This is a genomic window from Streptomyces sp. NPDC003011, from assembly GCF_053591515.1.
Genome location: NZ_JBSFTY010000002.1, coordinates 109,565 through 126,003, shown reverse-complemented (window position 1 = coordinate 126,003; position 16,439 = coordinate 109,565). Strand labels below are relative to the sequence as shown.

At 69.8% G+C, this 16,439-nt stretch carries 14 protein-coding genes; 1 reads left to right on the top strand and 13 read right to left on the bottom strand.

Features of this window, described 5'->3' with window-relative positions; all coding sequences use genetic code 11:
- Window positions 1-52 precede the first annotated feature (52 nt).
- On the top strand, window positions 53-3,190 hold the full coding sequence (gene ileS / locus ACWD0J_RS01930; RefSeq protein WP_451493746.1) for an isoleucine--tRNA ligase: 3,138 nt from the start codon (window positions 53-55) through the stop codon (window positions 3,188-3,190).
- A gap of 60 nt (window positions 3,191-3,250) precedes the next feature.
- Here ileS and ACWD0J_RS01925 read toward each other — a convergent pair whose 3' ends face one another.
- The 13 genes from ACWD0J_RS01925 to ACWD0J_RS01865 form a co-directional block, all read right to left on the bottom strand.
- Window positions 3,251-3,457 carry a hypothetical protein gene (locus tag ACWD0J_RS01925; RefSeq protein ID WP_451493745.1) on the bottom strand — a complete coding sequence of 69 codons (207 nt, stop codon included), beginning with the start codon at window positions 3,455-3,457 and terminating at the stop codon, window positions 3,251-3,253.
- A gap of 270 nt (window positions 3,458-3,727) precedes the next feature.
- The gene (locus ACWD0J_RS01920; protein WP_451493744.1) at window positions 3,728-4,951 is read right to left on the bottom strand and encodes a DivIVA domain-containing protein; all 1,224 of its coding nucleotides are present in this window, start codon (window positions 4,949-4,951) and stop codon (window positions 3,728-3,730) included.
- Window positions 4,952-4,997: 46 nt separating this feature from the next.
- Window positions 4,998-5,282, bottom strand: coding sequence for a YggT family protein (locus ACWD0J_RS01915; protein ID WP_362662074.1), 285 nt, complete (start codon window positions 5,280-5,282; stop codon window positions 4,998-5,000).
- Window positions 5,283-5,353: 71 nt separating this feature from the next.
- Window positions 5,354-6,013: a cell division protein SepF gene (locus tag ACWD0J_RS01910; protein WP_451493743.1), complete on the bottom strand. Its 660-nt coding sequence runs from the start codon at window positions 6,011-6,013 to the stop codon at window positions 5,354-5,356.
- Between the two features lie 129 nt (window positions 6,014-6,142).
- Complete coding sequence (locus ACWD0J_RS01905) at window positions 6,143-6,862, bottom strand: YggS family pyridoxal phosphate-dependent enzyme (protein WP_451493742.1); 720 nt, start codon at window positions 6,860-6,862, stop codon at window positions 6,143-6,145.
- 6 nt (window positions 6,863-6,868) lie between these two features.
- Window positions 6,869-7,606, bottom strand: coding sequence for a peptidoglycan editing factor PgeF (gene pgeF, locus ACWD0J_RS01900; protein ID WP_451493741.1), 738 nt, complete (start codon window positions 7,604-7,606; stop codon window positions 6,869-6,871).
- Window positions 7,603-8,799, bottom strand: a complete 1,197-nt coding sequence (gene ftsZ, locus ACWD0J_RS01895) for a cell division protein FtsZ (RefSeq protein ID WP_451493740.1) — start codon at window positions 8,797-8,799, stop codon at window positions 7,603-7,605. Before ftsZ ends, pgeF begins: the two co-directional genes overlap by 4 nt.
- A gap of 283 nt (window positions 8,800-9,082) precedes the next feature.
- Window positions 9,083-9,877, bottom strand: coding sequence for a cell division protein FtsQ (gene ftsQ, locus ACWD0J_RS01890; RefSeq protein WP_451493739.1), 795 nt, complete (start codon window positions 9,875-9,877; stop codon window positions 9,083-9,085).
- Window positions 9,878-9,995: 118 nt separating this feature from the next.
- On the bottom strand, window positions 9,996-11,093 hold the full coding sequence (gene murG / locus ACWD0J_RS01885; protein WP_451493738.1) for an undecaprenyldiphospho-muramoylpentapeptide beta-N-acetylglucosaminyltransferase: 1,098 nt from the start codon (window positions 11,091-11,093) through the stop codon (window positions 9,996-9,998).
- Window positions 11,094-11,099: 6 nt separating this feature from the next.
- On the bottom strand, window positions 11,100-12,455 hold the full coding sequence (gene ftsW, locus ACWD0J_RS01880) for a putative lipid II flippase FtsW (protein WP_451493737.1): 1,356 nt from the start codon (window positions 12,453-12,455) through the stop codon (window positions 11,100-11,102).
- Window positions 12,456-12,546: 91 nt separating this feature from the next.
- Entirely contained in the window at window positions 12,547-13,971 is a 1,425-nt protein-coding gene (murD, locus tag ACWD0J_RS01875; protein WP_451493736.1) for a UDP-N-acetylmuramoyl-L-alanine--D-glutamate ligase, read from the bottom strand.
- A complete protein-coding gene (gene mraY / locus ACWD0J_RS01870) occupies window positions 13,953-15,026 on the bottom strand; it encodes a phospho-N-acetylmuramoyl-pentapeptide-transferase (protein ID WP_451493735.1) in 1,074 nt (357 codons plus the stop codon). Before mraY ends, murD begins: the two co-directional genes overlap by 19 nt.
- Entirely contained in the window at window positions 15,023-16,438 is a 1,416-nt protein-coding gene (locus tag ACWD0J_RS01865) for a UDP-N-acetylmuramoyl-tripeptide--D-alanyl-D-alanine ligase (protein ID WP_451493734.1), read from the bottom strand. The genes mraY and ACWD0J_RS01865 overlap by 4 nt, the downstream gene beginning before the upstream one ends.
- Between the last annotated feature and the right edge of the window lies 1 nt (window position 16,439).

Below are 16,439 nucleotides of genomic sequence, written 5' to 3'. Positions count from 1 at the left end.
GCTCTCGTCCCTCCGGACGGAAGGCAGCAAGTCCGCCGGAGGAAGCCCGCTGATGACAACGCCGACGTACCGCCAGGTGCCCGCCCAGGTCGACCTGCCCGCGCTCGAACACGCGGTGCTCGATTTCTGGCGCGAGCAGAAGATCTTCGCCAAGAGCCTGGAGCAGTCCGAGGGCCGCCCCGAGTGGGTGTTCTACGAGGGCCCGCCCACCGCCAACGGCATGCCGGGCGCCCACCACATCGAGGCCCGCGTCTTCAAGGACGTCTTCCCCCGCTTCCGCACCATGCGCGGGTACCACGTGGCCCGCAAGGCGGGCTGGGACTGCCACGGCCTGCCGGTGGAGCTGGCGGTGGAGAAGGAGCTCGGCTTCTCCGGCAAGCAGGACATCGAGGCGTACGGCATCGCCGAGTTCAACGCCAGGTGCCGCGAGTCCGTGACCCGGCACACCGACGCCTTCGAAGAGCTCACGACCCGCATGGGCTACTGGGCCGACCTGAACGACCCCTACCGCACCATGGACCCCGAGTACATCGAGTCCGTCTGGTGGTCGCTCAAGGAGATCTTCGACAAGGGGCTGCTGGTCCAGGACCACCGCGTCGCCCCCTGGTGCCCGCGCTGCGGCACCGGCCTGTCCGACCACGAGCTGGCGCAGGGCTACGAGACGGTCGTGGACCCGTCCGTGTACGTCCGTTTCCCGCTCACCTCCGGTCCGCTCGCCGGCCAGGCCGCGCTCCTGGTGTGGACGACGACCCCCTGGACCCTGGTGTCCAACACGGCGGTCGCCGCGCACCCCGAGGTCACCTACGTCGTCGCCACGGACGGTGCGGAGAAGCTGGTCGTCGCCGAGCCGCTCGTCGCCAAGGCGCTCGGCGAGGGCTGGGAGACCACCGGCGAGACCTTCACCGGCGCCGAGATGGAGCGCTGGACGTATCAACGACCGTTCGAGCTCGTCGAGTTCCCGGCCGAGGCCCACTTCGTCGTGAACGCCGAGTACGTCACGACCGAGGACGGCACGGGTCTGGTCCACCAGTCCCCCGCCTTCGGTGAGGACGACCTCAAGGTCTGCCGTGCGTACGGCCTGCCGGTCGTGAACCCGGTCCGCCCGGACGGCACCTTCGAGGAGGACGTCCCGCTGGTCGGCGGCGTCTTCTTCAAGAAGGCGGACGAGAAGCTGACCGAGGACCTCCAGCAGCGCGGCCTCCTCTTCCGGCACATCCCGTACGAGCACAGCTACCCGCACTGCTGGCGCTGCCACACCGCGCTCCTCTACTACGCACAGCCGTCCTGGTACATCCGCACCACCGCCATCAAGGACCGCCTCCTCCAGGAGAACGAGAACACCAACTGGTTCCCGGACACGGTCAAGCACGGCCGGTACGGAGACTGGCTGAACAACAACATCGACTGGGCGCTGTCCCGCAACCGCTACTGGGGCACCCCGCTGCCGATCTGGCGCTGCGAGGACGACCACCTCACCGTCGTCGGCTCCCGCGCGGAGCTCACCGAGCTGACCGGCACCGACCAGTCGAACCTGGACCCGCACCGCCCGTACATCGACGACGTCACCTTCGCCTGCCCGAGTTGCGAGAAGACGGCCACACGCGTGCCGGAGGTCATCGACGCCTGGTACGACTCGGGTTCGATGCCGTTCGCGCAGTGGGGCTACCCGTACAAGAACAAGGACCTGTTCGAGTCCCGCTACCCGGCGCAGTTCGTCTGCGAGGCCATCGACCAGACCCGCGGCTGGTTCTACACGCTGATGGCGGTCGGCACCCTGGTCTTCGACAAGTCGTCGTACGAGAACGTCGTCTGCCTCGGCCACATCCTCGCCGAGGACGGCCGCAAGATGTCCAAGCACCTGGGCAACATCCTCCAGCCGATCCCGCTCATGGACCAGCACGGCGCGGACGCGGTCCGCTGGTTCATGGCGGCCGGCGGCTCCCCCTGGGCGGCCCGCCGGGTGGGCCACGGCACGATCCAGGAAGTGGTGCGCAAGACCCTCCTCACGTACTGGAACACCGTCGCTTTCCAGGCCCTGTACGCCCGTACGGCGGGCTGGGCGCCCTCCGAGGCGGACCCGGCTCCGGCCGACCGCCCGCTCCTGGACCGCTGGCTGCTGTCCGAACTGCACGCGCTCACCGACCAGGTCACGCAGTCCCTGGAGTCCTACGACACCCAGCGCGCCGGCAAGCTCCTGTCGGCGTTCGTCGACGACCTGTCCAACTGGTACGTCCGCCGCTCGCGTCGCCGCTTCTGGCAGGGCGACAAGGCCGCGCTGCGCACGCTGCACGAGGTCGTGGAGACGGTCACCAAGCTGATGGCCCCGCTGACCCCGTTCATCACCGAGCGGGTCTGGCAGGACCTGGTGGTCCCGGTCACCGCGGGCGCCCCGGAGTCGGTGCACCTGTCCTCCTGGCCGGAGGCCGACCTGTCCGCGATCGACCCGGAGCTGTCGAAGCAGATGGTCCTGGTCCGGCGGCTCGTGGAACTGGGCCGTGCCACCCGCGCGGAGTCGGGTGTGAAGACGCGTCAGCCGCTGAAGCGCGCCCTGGTGGCCGCGACCGGTTTCGCCTCCCTCGACCCCGAACTGCACACGCAGATCACCGAGGAACTGAACGTCGAGGCGCTGGCCTCGCTGAGCGAGGTCGGCGGCAGCCTGGTCGACACCACCGCGAAGGCCAACTTCCGCGCCCTGGGCAAGCGGTTCGGCAAGCGCGTCCAGGACGTGGCGAAGGCCATCGCGAACGCGGACGCGGCGGCACTGTCGCTGGCCCTGCGCGAGGGCACGGCGTCCGTGGAGGTCGACGGCGAGACGGTCACCCTCGCCCCGGACGAGGTGATCATCACGGAGACCCCGCGCGAGGGCTGGTCGGTGGCGTCCGACTCGGGCGCCACGGTGGCGCTGGACCTGGAGATCACGGAGGAACTCCGTCAGGCGGGCCTGGCCCGTGACGCGATCCGGCTGATCCAGGAGGCCCGCAAGAACAGCGGCCTGGACGTCGCCGACCGCATCGCCCTGCGCTGGACGGCGACGGACCCGGCGGTGATCGCGGCACTCAGCGAGCACACCGAGCTGATCGCCGACGAGGTCCTCGCCACGGACTTCGCCCAGGGCGAGGCGGACGACTCCTACGGCGGACCGTTCACCGACGAGGGCCTGTCCCTCACCTTCCGCCTGCGCAAGGCGTGAGCAAGGCGTAAGCACACGGCAGCAGGAGGGCCCGGTCTCCCCGAGGGGGCCGGGCCCTCCTCAGCGATCACGCAGCCGTACGACATACAGCGACCCGGCCATCAGGTCAAGGTCACCCGGACTCTCCCCGGCGTGAAGCCCCCGGCCCTGACCATGCGCGGCGCCCCCCGACGCCACCCGCAGCACCGGCCCCGCGAGCCAGTCCACACAGATCCCGCCAGCGTCGTCGTCACCGGAATCGGCCGTCCCCACCGCGCCGAAGCTCACGACCGCGCCTCTGGTCCCCGCCTCCACCAGCAGCCCCGCCGCCACCAGTCGCGTACCGGCCTCGCCCGCCCACGCCCGCCCACACCTGCCGACGCCGCAGCGTCTCCGGGTCCGCCTGCCGGTACTCCCGCACCTGTCCCTCGCCCCTACCGCGCACGCCGCTACCGCCCGCTGACACCGCGATCGGCGCGCGAAAAGGGCGAGGCCCCGGATCAAAAATCCGGGGCCTCGCCCTGAACGCTGCCGACGCCTAAGGCGTACTAGAGGCCGTCAGTTGTCGTCCTCGTCGATGAGGAAGCCACGCATCGGCGAGGGAGCCTGCCCCATCGGCGACGGGCCCTGCGGCCGTACCGGCGCCATCGGCTGGGTCATCGCCGGAGACATCTGCTGCTGTCCGCCGTAGGACGGACCGCCCTGCGAAGGGCCACCGCCCATGCCCTGGTTGCCACCGCCGTACGACGGGGCGCTCGCACCGGCCGGAGCCATGGACGGCGCCGGGGACGGCGGCAGGGACGCGGTCGCCGGAGTGCGCGGCGGGGCCAGCGAGTCGTCGGCCTGGGTCTCCAGCTGACGCAGCTGCGACTCCAGGTAGGACTTCAGCCGGGTGCGGTACTCGCGCTCGAAGCCGCGCAGGTCCTCGACCTTGCGCTCCAGCGTGGCGCGAGCGGACTCCAGCGAGCCCATCGCGACGCGGTGCTTCTCCTGCGCGTCCCGCTCCAGGGCGTCGGCCTTGGCACGGGCGTCACGCTCAAGACCCTCGGCACGCGAACGCGCCTCGCCGACGATCTTGTTGGCCTCGGAACGGGCCTCGGCGATCGCCTGGTCGGCGGTCTGCTGGGCCAGCGAGAGGACACGGGCGGCGCTGTCGCCGCCGGGGCCCTGCCCGGGGCCGCCCATCGGACCGCCCATGGGGCCACCCATCGGGCCGCCCATCTGCTGCTGCATGGGGGGCTGACCACCCATGGAACCCTGGCCCATCGAGCCCTGCATCGAACCCTGCATGGAACCCTGGCCCATCGGACCCTGACCCATGGGCCCCTGGCCCATCGGACCCTGACCCTGCGGGCCGCCCTGGCCGCCGTTGGGGCCGGCGGGCAGCTGCGGCGCACCGCTCGGCAGCTGGGGCGGGCCGCCCATGGGGCCACCCATCTGCTGCTGCGGCGGGCCAGATATGCCGGCGGGCACCGGAGCGCCGGGACCGCGCATGCCCTGCTGGGGCATACCCTGCTGAGGCATCCCCTGCCCCTGCTGGGGCATCCCCTGCTGCTGGTCCTGTTGCTGTTCGGGAGGCTTGCGCATGTTCTGCTGATTCTGGGCAGCAGCGCGCGTGGCGGCGGCCAACTTGGCGCGCAGGTCCTCGTTCTCGCGGAGCAGGCGGGTCAGTTCGGCTTCGACCTCGTCGAGGAAGGCATCGACCTCGTCCTCGTCATAGCCTTCTCGGAGGCGGACGGTCGTGAACTGCTTGTTCCGCACGTCCTCGGGGGTCAACGGCATCTCTTCACCTCAACGTAGTCGTCGGCATTCGGCAAGACCGTATCGTTCACAGCCGGCTCACGACGGAGATCAGGATGTAGACGATGATCATCAGTACGAAGAAGGACAGGTCGAGCGCCACGCCCCCGAGACGCAACGGCGGGATGACCCGCCGCAGAAGCTTGAGCGGTGGATCAGTGACAGTGTAGGTGGCCTCCAGAACGACCACCATCGCCTTGCCGGGTTGCCACGAGCGGGCGAACTGGAAGACGTAGTCCATGACCAACCGGAAGATGAGCACGATGAGGAAACACATCAGCGCGATGTAGACGACATCCAGAACCACGCTCATTTGCTGTGCTTCCCTCTCCCCTGTTCCATGCTGCCGGGTACTGCTTGTCCTGCTGTTTCCGGTCCTGCGTCTCAGCTCTGGTTGAAGAACCCGCCCTCTGCGATGCGGGCCTTGTCCTCCGCCGTGACATCGACGTTAGCAGGCGACAACAGGAACACCTTCTGCGTCACCCGCTCGATGCTGCCGTGAAGACCAAACACCAAACCGGCCGCAAAGTCGACAAGTCGCTTGGCGTCTGTGTCATCCATCTCAGTCAGATTCATGATCACCGGGGTGCCCTCACGGAAGTGTTCCCCGATGGTACGGGCCTCGTTGTAGGTCCGAGGGTGGAGCGTGGTGATCCGGTAAGGCTCTCGTTCCGACACGACCTTGGGCATGATCACCGGTGCGTTCTTCTCCAGGCTTGCGCGTTCTTGTGTGATGGATGCCACGGGCGCGATGCGCGCCGGACGCCCGGATTCCGCGGCTAGCGAAGTGGATCGGGGCACCGGGTCGCGCGCCACCGGGGACTGCACCACTCGTACCGATTCGTCCCTTTCAGACTGAAGTGCCTGATGAGACTGATGTGATCCATGCGACTGGTGCGACGGCTCATGCCGTCGGCGGTCCCGCTCGGGCTCAGGGTCCAGTTCGGGTTCGAAGTCGTCATCGGGGTCAAAACCGCGGCCGTCGTACCCATCGTCCTCCACGAGGCCGAGGTAGACCGCCATCTTGCGCATCGCGCCGGCCATTCTCTGAGTCCTCCGCTCTGTGGTGGATCGACTGACTACTGCCAAGTGCCCGCGATCCACGAGGTCGTTATGCCCGCTGTCCAGCGGTAATGACCATATTTTCTGCTGTGGTCCGACTTCCTGGCGACGTTACCCGAGCCTGGGGCGGACTCCGAGTACCGCAGTGCCGACGCGTACATGTGTCGCTCCGGCCGCCACGGCCTGTTCGAGGTCCGCACTCATCCCTGCCGAGACCATGTTCGCAGCCGGATGAGCTCGGCGCAGGTCAGTCGACAAATCCATCAACCGCTCGAACGCCGCCTGTTGGCGACCCGCGTACTCGCCGGTGAGCGGAGCGACGGTCATCAGTCCGTCGAGCCGCAGACCCGGAGCGCCGGCGACGAGACCGGCCAGTTCCGCGATGCCGCCGGGTGCCACGCCACCTCGCTCTCCTCGTTCGTTCTCTCCCGCGTCGAGGGCGACCTGGATCAGGCAGCCCACCTCGCGCCCGGCCCGCACGGCCTCCTTGGACAGCGCCGTCACCAGCTTGGAACGATCGACAGACTGCACGAGATCCGCGTAACCGACCACAGAGCGCACCTTGTTGGTCTGCAACTGGCCGACAAAATGCCAGGAAAGGGGCAGATCCGCGCAGGCGGCGGCCTTGGGTGCCGCGTCCTGATCCCGGTTCTCGGCCACGTGCCGCACCCCGAGCTCCGCCAGGATCCGCACATCGTCCGCGGGATACGTCTTGGTGACCACGATCAGGGTCACTTCTTCGCGCTTCCGCCCGGCGGAAGCGCACGCGGCGGCGATACGCGCCTCCACCTTCGCCAGGTTCGTGGCGAGTTCGCCCTTACGGTCCGTCATGCCCCATCAGTCCAGCCAGACATAGCCCGCGAGCCGACCCGTGGTCCGGTCGCGGCGGTACGAGAAGTGGTCCTTCGACTCCCGGGTGCACACCGGCGACTGCTCCCGGTCGCGCACCCCGAGCCGCTCCAGTTGCGCGTGCACTCCGGCAGTGACATCGACCGCGGGCGTGCCCCAGCCGGTCTCGGCGTGCGCGGCGGGTTCGACCGCGGCGACCTCGGCGCGCATCTCCTCCGGCACTTCATAGCACCGGCCGCAGACGGCGGGTCCGGTGCGGGCGGTGATCCGGGAGGGATCGGCGCCGAGTGACTCCATCGCCTCGACGGCGGCGGGCACGATCCCCTTGACCAGGCCGGGCCGTCCCGCGTGAGCGGCGGCCACCACTCCGGCGACCGGGTCGGCCAGCAGGAGCGGCACGCAGTCCGCGGTCAGGACGGCCAGCGCGAGGCCGCGGGTGGCGGTCACCAGACCGTCCACCTCCGGCGTGAGCCCGGCGGTCCACGGTCCGTCGACCTCGGCGACGTCGCTGCCGTGCACCTGGTTCATCCAGACCACCCGAGCGGGGTCCAGGCCGAGGGAGGTGGCGGCCAGTTCGCGGTTGGTCCGTACGGCGCCGGGGTCGTCGCCGACCGCTCCGCCGAGGTTGAGCTCCTCGTACGGAACGGCGCTCACCCCGCCCCACCTGTCGGTGAAGGCGAAGTGCGCGCCGTTCACGGTGCTCGTTGCGGAGCGCTGTCCTATCACTTCAGGAAGTCCGGCACGTCCAGTTCCTCGGCCGCGCTGTCCGTGTAGGCCCGGGACGGCGGGACCGGCGGGGAGACCGGGATGTCGGCCACCGGCTCCGGTGCGGGCTCCGGCTCCTCCTTCGGGGTGACGCTGCCGAGCGAGCCGAAGCTCGGGCGGCTCTCGGGCTGCCGCACCGGGGTGGGCTCCTCGCGCCGGGCCGAGGACGAGGCCGAGCCGAGGACGTTGTCCCGCTTGGACGGCGGCTGACCGCCGTCGAAGCCGGCCGCGATCACCGTGACCCGGACCTCGTCACCGAGGGCGTCGTCGATGACGGCGCCGAAGATGATGTTGGCCTCGGGGTGGGCCGCCTCGCTGACCAGCTGGGCGGCCTCGTTGATCTCGAACAGGCCGAGGTCGGAGCCGCCGGAGATGGAGAGCAGCACGCCCCGGGCGCCGTCGATGGACGCTTCCAGCAGCGGCGAGGAGATCGCCATCTCGGCGGCGGCCACCGCGCGGTCGTCGCCGCGGGCCGAGCCGATGCCCATGAGGGCGGAACCCGCCTCGGACATGACCGACTTGACGTCGGCGAAGTCGAGGTTGATCAGGCCGGGGGTGGTGATGAGGTCGGTGATGCCCTGAACACCGGAGAGCAGGACCTGGTCCGCCGACTTGAAGGCGTCGAGGACCGAGACCTGGCGGTCCGAGATGGACAGCAGCCGGTCGTTCGGGATGACGATGAGGGTGTCGACCTCTTCGCGGAGTTCGGCGATGCCGTCCTCGGCCTGGTTCGCCCGGCGCCGGCCCTCGAAGGTGAACGGGCGCGTGACCACGCCGATGGTGAGGGCGCCCAGCGAGCGGGCGATGTTGGCCACGACGGGGGCGCCGCCGGTGCCGGTGCCGCCGCCCTCACCGGCCGTCACGAAGACCATGTCGGCCCCCTTGAGGACCTCCTCGATCTCCTCACGGTGGTCCTCGGCGGCCTTGCGGCCGACAGCCGGATTGGCTCCGGCTCCGAGTCCGCGGGTGAGTTCGCGGCCGACGTCGAGCTTGACGTCGGCGTCGCTCATCAACAGTGCCTGTGCGTCGGTGTTGATCGCGATGAACTCGACGCCCTTGAGACCGACTTCGATCATCCGGTTGATGGCATTGACACCACCGCCGCCGACACCGATGACCTTGATGACTGCGAGGTAGTTCTGCGGTGCTGCCACGTCGAAGGCCTCTCGCCTCGAATTACGTTGCCGCCGCCTCGCGGGTGTGAACCCGCGGTCCGACGACAGATGCCGAATGGGACGGTCCTGAACGCCGACCCGAACCCTAACCCTGAAGTTTAGGGTTACCAGTGTGTCTGTTCCCTGGAGTCTTCTGAACAGGACACTAAGTCGACAAGTGGCGCACGTTCAACGAACACGCCGAACCTCCCGTTTTTCTTTTCACCCTATGTGATCAGCCATAGCGCTGCCCAACCAGGGTGCTGGCCTGCGCAGATGTGCGTCAACTCCCTGATGACGCAGGCGCCGTGGGAACACTGACGTCGAAGTGCCGCGCATCGGGGGAGGCTTTCATGAGAGCCGTGAGTGTACGGGCCTTCGCGCTCCCCTTCTCGCCGCTTCCCCACGCGACAGTACGACCACCGCTCAACTCGAGCGAGATGTCGTCGTACGAACGCACCTTGACGGTGCGGGTGACACGGGCGACGGCGGCCGGAATCGCACCGGCCACCCGGACCGCCTCGCGCACCAGCCGGTCCTCGCCGAAGCGGCGCAGGCTCGCGGCGCGCGGACCCGGCTGGGAGAGCGTCAATTCCAGTGCGGGGACACCTTTCGGGGCTCGCGAAACCGTGGCGAATCGGACTCCCTCCTCGTCCACTTCGACAAACTTTCGGCCCTTTTGCACCAGCAGGACGGGAGTACGCTCGGCCACTTTCAGCCCGATTCCGTGCGGCCAGGAACGCGCTACGTCAACCGCGTCAATTCGGGGCAATTTCCGGCGCAGTCGCGCCTCCATCACATCGGTGTCGACGGAAATCAACGGCGATCCGACCGGTACGTCGGCCGCCTCGCGCACCTGTGCGGGCGTCAGGACCCGGGTGCCGGAAACGGATACGCGCTCCACACGCAGCCATGGCGAGCCGTACAGCAGCCAGACGGAACCCGCCGCCAGGAGCACCAGCGCGACGGCGAGGATGATGATCGTACGAAGTCGGGGCGGCGTGAACCGCCGGGCAGGCGGCGGGCCGGACGACTCCTGCCGGCGTTCACCGCGCTCGGCGGTCGTCGATCCGGCCACGCGCACTCCTTTTCCTGGCCCGGTTCACCTCCGGGCGCGTCAGCCGGTGCCGAGAGCCCGTCCGTGCTCGGCCTCTCGACACCGGCGCGCCCCTTCGGCTCACCCGCCGATGCGTTTCCTAGCGGTGTGCACGGTGGGCGGCGATCGCCTCGTACACCATGCCGACGAGCAGGTCGTCGGCGTCCCGGCGGCCGAACTCGGCGGCGGCGCGGGACATCTCGTACAGCCGGTGCGGGTCGGCGAGGACGGGCAGCACGTTCTGCTGCACCCACTGGGGCGTCAGTTCCGCGTCGTCGACGAGCAGTCCGCCGCCGGCCTTGACCACCGGCTGGGCGTTGAGCCGCTGTTCGCCGTTGCCGATGGGCAGCGGGACGTAGGCGGCCGGGAGCCCGACGGCGGAGAGTTCGGCGACGGTCATCGCGCCCGCGCGGCAGAGCATCATGTCGGCCGCGGCGTACGCGAGGTCCATCCGGTCCACGTACGGTACCGGGATGTAGGGGGGCATCCCCGGCATCTGCTGCACGTGCGGCAGTTCGTTCTTCGGGCCGACGGCGTGCAGGATCTGGATCCCGGCCTGCTGGAGGTAGGGAGCGACCTGCTGGACCACCTCGTTGAGCCGGCGCGCGCCCTGCGAGCCGCCGGAGACCAGCAGCGTCGGCAGGTTCGGGTCGAGCCCGAAGGCGGCGCGCGCCTGCGGACGCATGGCGGCCCGGTCCAGGGTGGCGATGGAGCGGCGCAGCGGGATGCCGATGTAGCGGGCGTCCCGCAGCTTGCTGTCCGGCGTGGACACCGCGACCTTGGCGGCGTACCGCGAGCCGATCTTGTTGGCGAGGCCGGGACGGGCGTTGGCCTCGTGGATGATGATCGGCACGCCGAGGCGCTTGGCCGCGAGGTAGCCCGGCAGGGCCACGTAGCCGCCGAAGCCGACGACGGCGTCCGCCTTGGTGCGCTCCAGGATCTGCTCGGCCGCCTTGATCGTGCCGCGCAGCCGGCCCGGGACGGTGATCAGCTCGGGGGTGGGCTTGCGTGGCAGTGGTACCGCGGGGATCAGCGCGAGGTCGTAGCCCCGCTCCGGTACGAGACGGGTCTCCAGGCCGCGCTCCGTGCCCAGGGCCGTGATTCCCACGGTCGGGTCCTGCCTGCGCAGGGCGTCCGCGAGGGCGAGCGCGGGCTCGATGTGGCCGGCGGTCCCCCCACCGGCGAGTACGACATGCACCGAAATTCACCGCTCTCCGGACGAACGCGCCGCCGAGGCACGCCGTCTCATCGTGTTCCATCTCCGAGGCCCCCGCACAGGGCCTCCCGCCCGCTTTCTACCAAAGCGGGGTTGCCGCAGAGAAAGCGCCATCCGCGCAGCGGGATCCTCACGCGCGAAGGCGATCAGCAACCCGATGGCGAACATGGTCGGCAGCAGGGCGGAGCCCCCGTAGGAGAACAGCGGGAGGGGGACGCCGGCGATCGGCAGCAGGCCGAGCACCGCACCGATGTTGATCACCGCCTGAGCGGTGATCCAGGTGGTCACACCTCCCGCGGCATACCTCACGAAGGGGTCCTCCGTGCGTCCGGCCACGCGGATACCCGCATAGCCTAGAGCCGCGAAGAGGGCGAGTACCGACAGCGTGCCCGCGAGGCCCAGTTCCTCACCGGTCACGGCGAAGATGAAGTCCGTGTGGGCTTCCGGGAGTTGACCCCATTTCTCCACACTCGCACCGAGCCCGGAACCGAAGAGTCCGCCGGAGGCGAGGGCGTAGATGCCGTGCACGGCCTGCCAGCAGTCGGCCACCCCGGACTTGGGCTCGGTGGCGCCGATGCACTGCAGCCGGGCCATGCGGTTCGGGCTGGTCCTGATGAGGATCACCCCGAGGATCGCGGCGATCGACAGCACCCCGGCGAACAGCCGGGTCGGCGCCCCCACCAGCCACAGCAGGCCGAACAGGATCGCCGTCAGGATGATGGCCGTGCCCATGTCGCCGCCCAGCATGATCAGCCCGAGCAGCATGAAGGCGACCGGCACCAGCGGCACCAGCATGTGCTTCCACTGGGTCAGCAGCCTCTTGTCCTGCTTGCGGGCGAGCAGGTCGGCGCCCCACAGCACCAGCGCGAGCTTGCCGAACTCGCTGGGCTGGATCTGGAAGGAGCCGCCGAGCGCGATCCAGTTCTGGTTGCCGTTGACCGACATCCCTATCCCCGGGATCTGCACCAGGGCCATCAGGAAGACGGCACCGGCCAGGATCGGATAGGCGAGCGCCCGGTGCAGCTTCACCGGCATCCGGGAGGCGGCCAGCAGCAGCACCCCGCCGATGACGGCCGCGAGGAGCTGCTTGCGGAAGAAGTAGGAGCCCGGCAGGGACATCTGCAACGCCGTGATCTGGGAGGCCGAGTAGACCATGACCAGACCGAGCACGGTGATCAGCGAAGCGCCGCCGAGGATCAGGTAGTAGGCGGTCAGCGGCCGGTCCCAGGCGCGGCGGGCGCGCGTGTACAGGCGCAGGACGGGGTTCTCGCGCGGTGCGCGAGCGGTCGCGGGGCGCCGGACGGCCCGCTGCACGGGCGGCCGCCCGGTACGGCTACCGGGCATCGGCGTCTCCCGCCCGGTCGAGCCCGGGCCACATCCGAGTCACGCGTCCCTCCAAGGGTCCCGATGCACCCGCCGTGGCCGAGGCCCGCCGTCAGGTGCCCGCGCCGAGTTCGCGAACCGCCTCCGCGAACGCGTCACCGCGCTTGTTGTAGTTGGCGAACATGTCCATGGAGGCACAGGCCGGGGCCAGCAGTACCGTGTCACCCTCGGCCGCGAGCCGCTTCGCCTCCCGGACTGCCTGGAGCATCGCCCCAGTGTCGGTCCGGTCGAGGTCGACGACGGGTACTTCCGGGGCGTGTCGCGCAAGGGCTTCCCGGATGAGGGCGCGGTCCGCGCCGATCAGGACGGCCCCGCGAAGCCGCTTCGCCGACTTGGCGACCAGCTCGTCGAAGGTCGCGCCCTTCGCCAGACCGCCCGCGATCCACACGATCGACTCGTACGCCGCCAACGAGGCCTCGGCCGCGTGGGTGTTGGTGGCCTTGGAGTCGTCGACATAGGCGACCCCGTCCACGTCGGCGACGTGTGCGATGCGGTGGGCGTCCGGGGTGAAGGCCCGCAGGCCGTCCCGGACGGCCGTCGCGGGCACCCCGAAGGCGCGCGCGAGGGCCGCCGCCGCAAGGGCGTTGGCGATGTTGTGCGGGGCCGGCGGACGGACGTCGGAGACCTCCGCCAGTTCCTGGGCGTTCCTCTGCCGGTCCGCCACGAAGGCGCGGTCGACCAGGATGCCCTCCACCACGCCGAGTTGGGACGGTCCGGGCGTACCGAGGGTGAAGCCGACCGCCCGGCAGCCCTCCTCGACATCGGCCGCCCGCACCAGGTTCTCGGTGGCCTTGTCGGCGACGTTGTAGACGCAGGCGACCCGATTGCCCTCGTAGACGCGGCCCTTGTCGGCGGCGTACGCCTCCATGGAGCCGTGCCAGTCGAGATGGTCGGGCGCCAGGTTCAGCACGACGGCGGAGTGGGCGCGCAGGGAGGGCGCCCAGTGGAGCTGATAGCTCGACAGCTCCACGGCCAGGACGTCGTACCGCTCGTCGCCGAGCACCGCGTCCAGCAGCGAGACGCCGATGTTGCCGACGGCGGCGGTGCGCAGGCCCGCCGCCTTGAGGATGGAGGCGAGCATCTGCACGGTCGTGGTCTTGCCGTTGGTGCCCGTGACGGCCAGCCAGGGGGCCGCGTCGGGGCCGCGCAGCCGCCAGGCCAGCTCGACGTCGCCCCAGACGGGGACGCCGGCCTGCTCGGCGGCGGCGAACAGCGGCTTGTCCGGCTTCCAGCCGGGTGCGGTGACGACGAGTGCGGTGCCCTCCGGCAGGGTGGCGCCGTCGCCGAGGCGCACGGTGACGCCGAGGGCCTCCAGTTCGGCGGCCTGGGCGCGGGCCCGTTCGTCGTCGCCGTCGTTGACGACCGTGACGTGTGCGCCGCGTGCGCGCAACGCCTTGGCCGCCGGGACGCCGGAGACGCCGAGCCCGGCGACGGTGACGTGCTTGCCCTGCCAGTCGGTCACTTCTCCGCCGCCCATCCCGCGTAGAAGAGCCCCAGTCCGACGATCACACAGATGCCCTGGATGATCCAGAAGCGGACCACCACCAGGACTTCCGACCACCCCTTGAGTTCGAAGTGGTGCTGGAGCGGTGCCATGCGGAAGACCCGCTTGCCGGTCATCCGGAAGGAGCCGACCTGGATGACGACCGACATGGTGATGAGCACGAACAGGCCGCCCAGCAGCGCGAGCAGCAGCTCGGTGCGGGAGCAGATCGCGAGGCCGGCGAGCACACCGCCGAGCGCGAGCGAACCGGTGTCACCCATGAAGATCTTGGCGGGCGAGGTGTTCCACCACAGGAAGCCGAGGCAGGCGCCCATCAGCGCCGAGGCGATGACCGCGAGGTCGAGCGGATCCCGGACCTCGTAGCAGGCGTTGGGGTTGGTCAGGGTCTCGCCGTTGGCGCAGGACTCCTGGAACTGCCAGACGCCGATGAAGGTGTAGGCGCCGAAGACCAGGACGGAGGCGCCGGTGGCGAGGCCGTCCAGACCGTCCGTCAGGTTCACGCCGTTCGACATCGCGAGGATCATGAACAGCGCCCAGACGACGAACAGCACCGGGCCGATCGTCCAGCCGAAGTCGGTGATGAACGACAGCTTCGTGGAGGCCGGCGTCTGCCCCCGGGCGTCCGCGAACTGAAGTGAGAGCACCGCGAAGGCGATGCCGACGGTCAGCTGGCCGGCCATCTTCGCCTTGGCCCGCAGACCGAGCGAACGCCGCTTGACGATCTTGATGTAGTCGTCGAGGAAACCGACCATGCCCATGCCGACCATCAGGCCGAGCACCAGCAGACCCGAGTAGGTCGGGGTGTACCCGGTGATGACCTTCGACAGGAAGTACGCGGCGACCGTCGCCAGGATGAAGGCGATACCGCCCATGGTCGGCGTACCGCGCTTGCTGCCGTGCGTGCGCGGGCCGTCGTCGCGGATGTACTGGCCGTAGCCCTTGCGGGCCAGCAGCTTGATCAGCAGCGGAGTGCCGACCAGGGTCAGGAAGAGGCCAATGACTCCCGCGAACAGGATCTGCTTCATCATCGGGCTGCGACCTCACCCTCGGTCCCGGTCCCGACGAGCGCCTGCGCCACGCTCTCGAGCCCGACCGACCGGGACGCCTTCACGAGTACGACGTCTCCCGGGCGCAACTCGCTGCGCAACAGGTCGACCGCCGCCTGTGCGTCGGACACGTGCACCGACTCCTCACCCCACGAACCCTCGTTATATGCGCCCAGTTGGAGCCAGGACGCTTCCCTGCCCCCGACCGCGACGAGCTTGCTGACGTTGAGCCGGACGGCGAGCCGTCCGACCGCGTCGTGCTCGGCGAGCGCCTCGTCCCCGAGCTCGGCCATCTTGCCGAGCACCGCCCACGTACGGCGCCCCTTGCCCATGGCCGCGAGCGCGCGCAAAGCCGCTCGCATGGACTCGGGGTTCGCGTTGTAGGCGTCGTTGACGACCGTCACGCCGTCCGGGCGCTCGGTGACCTCCATACGCCAGCGGGAGAGGGAGCCCGCCTCGGAGAGCGCGGTGGCGATCTCTTCCGCGGACATGCCCAGCTCGTGGGCGACGGCGGCCGCGGCGAGCGCGTTCGACACGTGGTGCTCACCGTACAGGCGCATGGTCACTTCGCTTGCACCGGAGGGTGTGTGAAGCAGGAAGGCGGGCTGTCCGCTGTCCGTGAGTCTCACGTTCTCGGCGCGTACGTCCGCTTCGCCGGACTCTCCAAAAAGGATCACCTTCGCCTTCGTACGGGAGGCCATGGCCCGTACGAGGGGATCGTCCGCGTTGAGGATCGCGGCACCCCCCTCGCTCGCCGGAGGGAGGGCCTCCACGAGCTCGCCCTTGGCCTGCGCGATCTGCTCGCGTCCGCCGAACTCGCCGATGTGGGCGGTGCCGACGTTGAGGACGAGACCGATCTTCGGGGGCGTCAGACCGGCGAGGTAGCGGATGTGGCCGATGCCGCGGGCGCCCATCTCCAGCACGAGGAACCGTGTCTGGTCGGTGGCGCTGAGCGCGGTCAGCGGCAGCCCGATCTCGTTGTTGAGCGAGCCCGGCGTCCACACCGTCGGCGCCTTGCGCTGGAGCACCTGCGCGATCAGGTCCTTGGTGCTGGTCTTGCCGGCCGAGCCGGTCAGGGCGACCAGGGTCGCGCCGAGCCGTCGTACGACATGACGCGCGAGGGCACCGAGAGCCGTCTGGACGTCGTCGACGACGATCGCGGGCACGCCGACGGGACGCGAGGCCAGTACGGCCACCGCGCCCGCCGCCACGACCGCCGGTGCGAAGTCGTGGCCGTCCACGCGCTCGCCGACGAAGGCGACGAAGAGGGTGCCGGGCCCGGCCTCCCGGGAGTCCCGGACGACCGGTCCGGTGACCTGGACGGACGGATCCGGTATGTCGTGCGTCTGCCCGCCGACGACTGCTGCGATCTCGGCGAGAGAGAGGGCGATCACA

Coding starts and splice junctions, on each gene's coding strand:
- ileS (WP_451493746.1), top strand. CDS start 53: ATGACAACGCCGACGTACCGCCAGGTGCCCGCCCAGGTCGACCTGCCC.
- ACWD0J_RS01920 (WP_451493744.1), bottom strand. CDS start 4,951: ATGCCGTTGACCCCCGAGGACGTGCGGAACAAGCAGTTCACGACCGTC.
- ACWD0J_RS01915 (WP_362662074.1), bottom strand. CDS start 5,282: ATGAGCGTGGTTCTGGATGTCGTCTACATCGCGCTGATGTGTTTCCTC.
- ACWD0J_RS01910 (WP_451493743.1), bottom strand. CDS start 6,013: ATGGCCGGCGCGATGCGCAAGATGGCGGTCTACCTCGGCCTCGTGGAG.
- ACWD0J_RS01905 (WP_451493742.1), bottom strand. CDS start 6,862: ATGACGGACCGTAAGGGCGAACTCGCCACGAACCTGGCGAAGGTGGAG.
- ftsW (WP_451493737.1), bottom strand. CDS start 12,455: ATGCCCGGTAGCCGTACCGGGCGGCCGCCCGTGCAGCGGGCCGTCCGG.
- murD (WP_451493736.1), bottom strand. CDS start 13,971: ATGGGCGGCGGAGAAGTGACCGACTGGCAGGGCAAGCACGTCACCGTC.
- mraY (WP_451493735.1), bottom strand. CDS start 15,026: ATGATGAAGCAGATCCTGTTCGCGGGAGTCATTGGCCTCTTCCTGACC.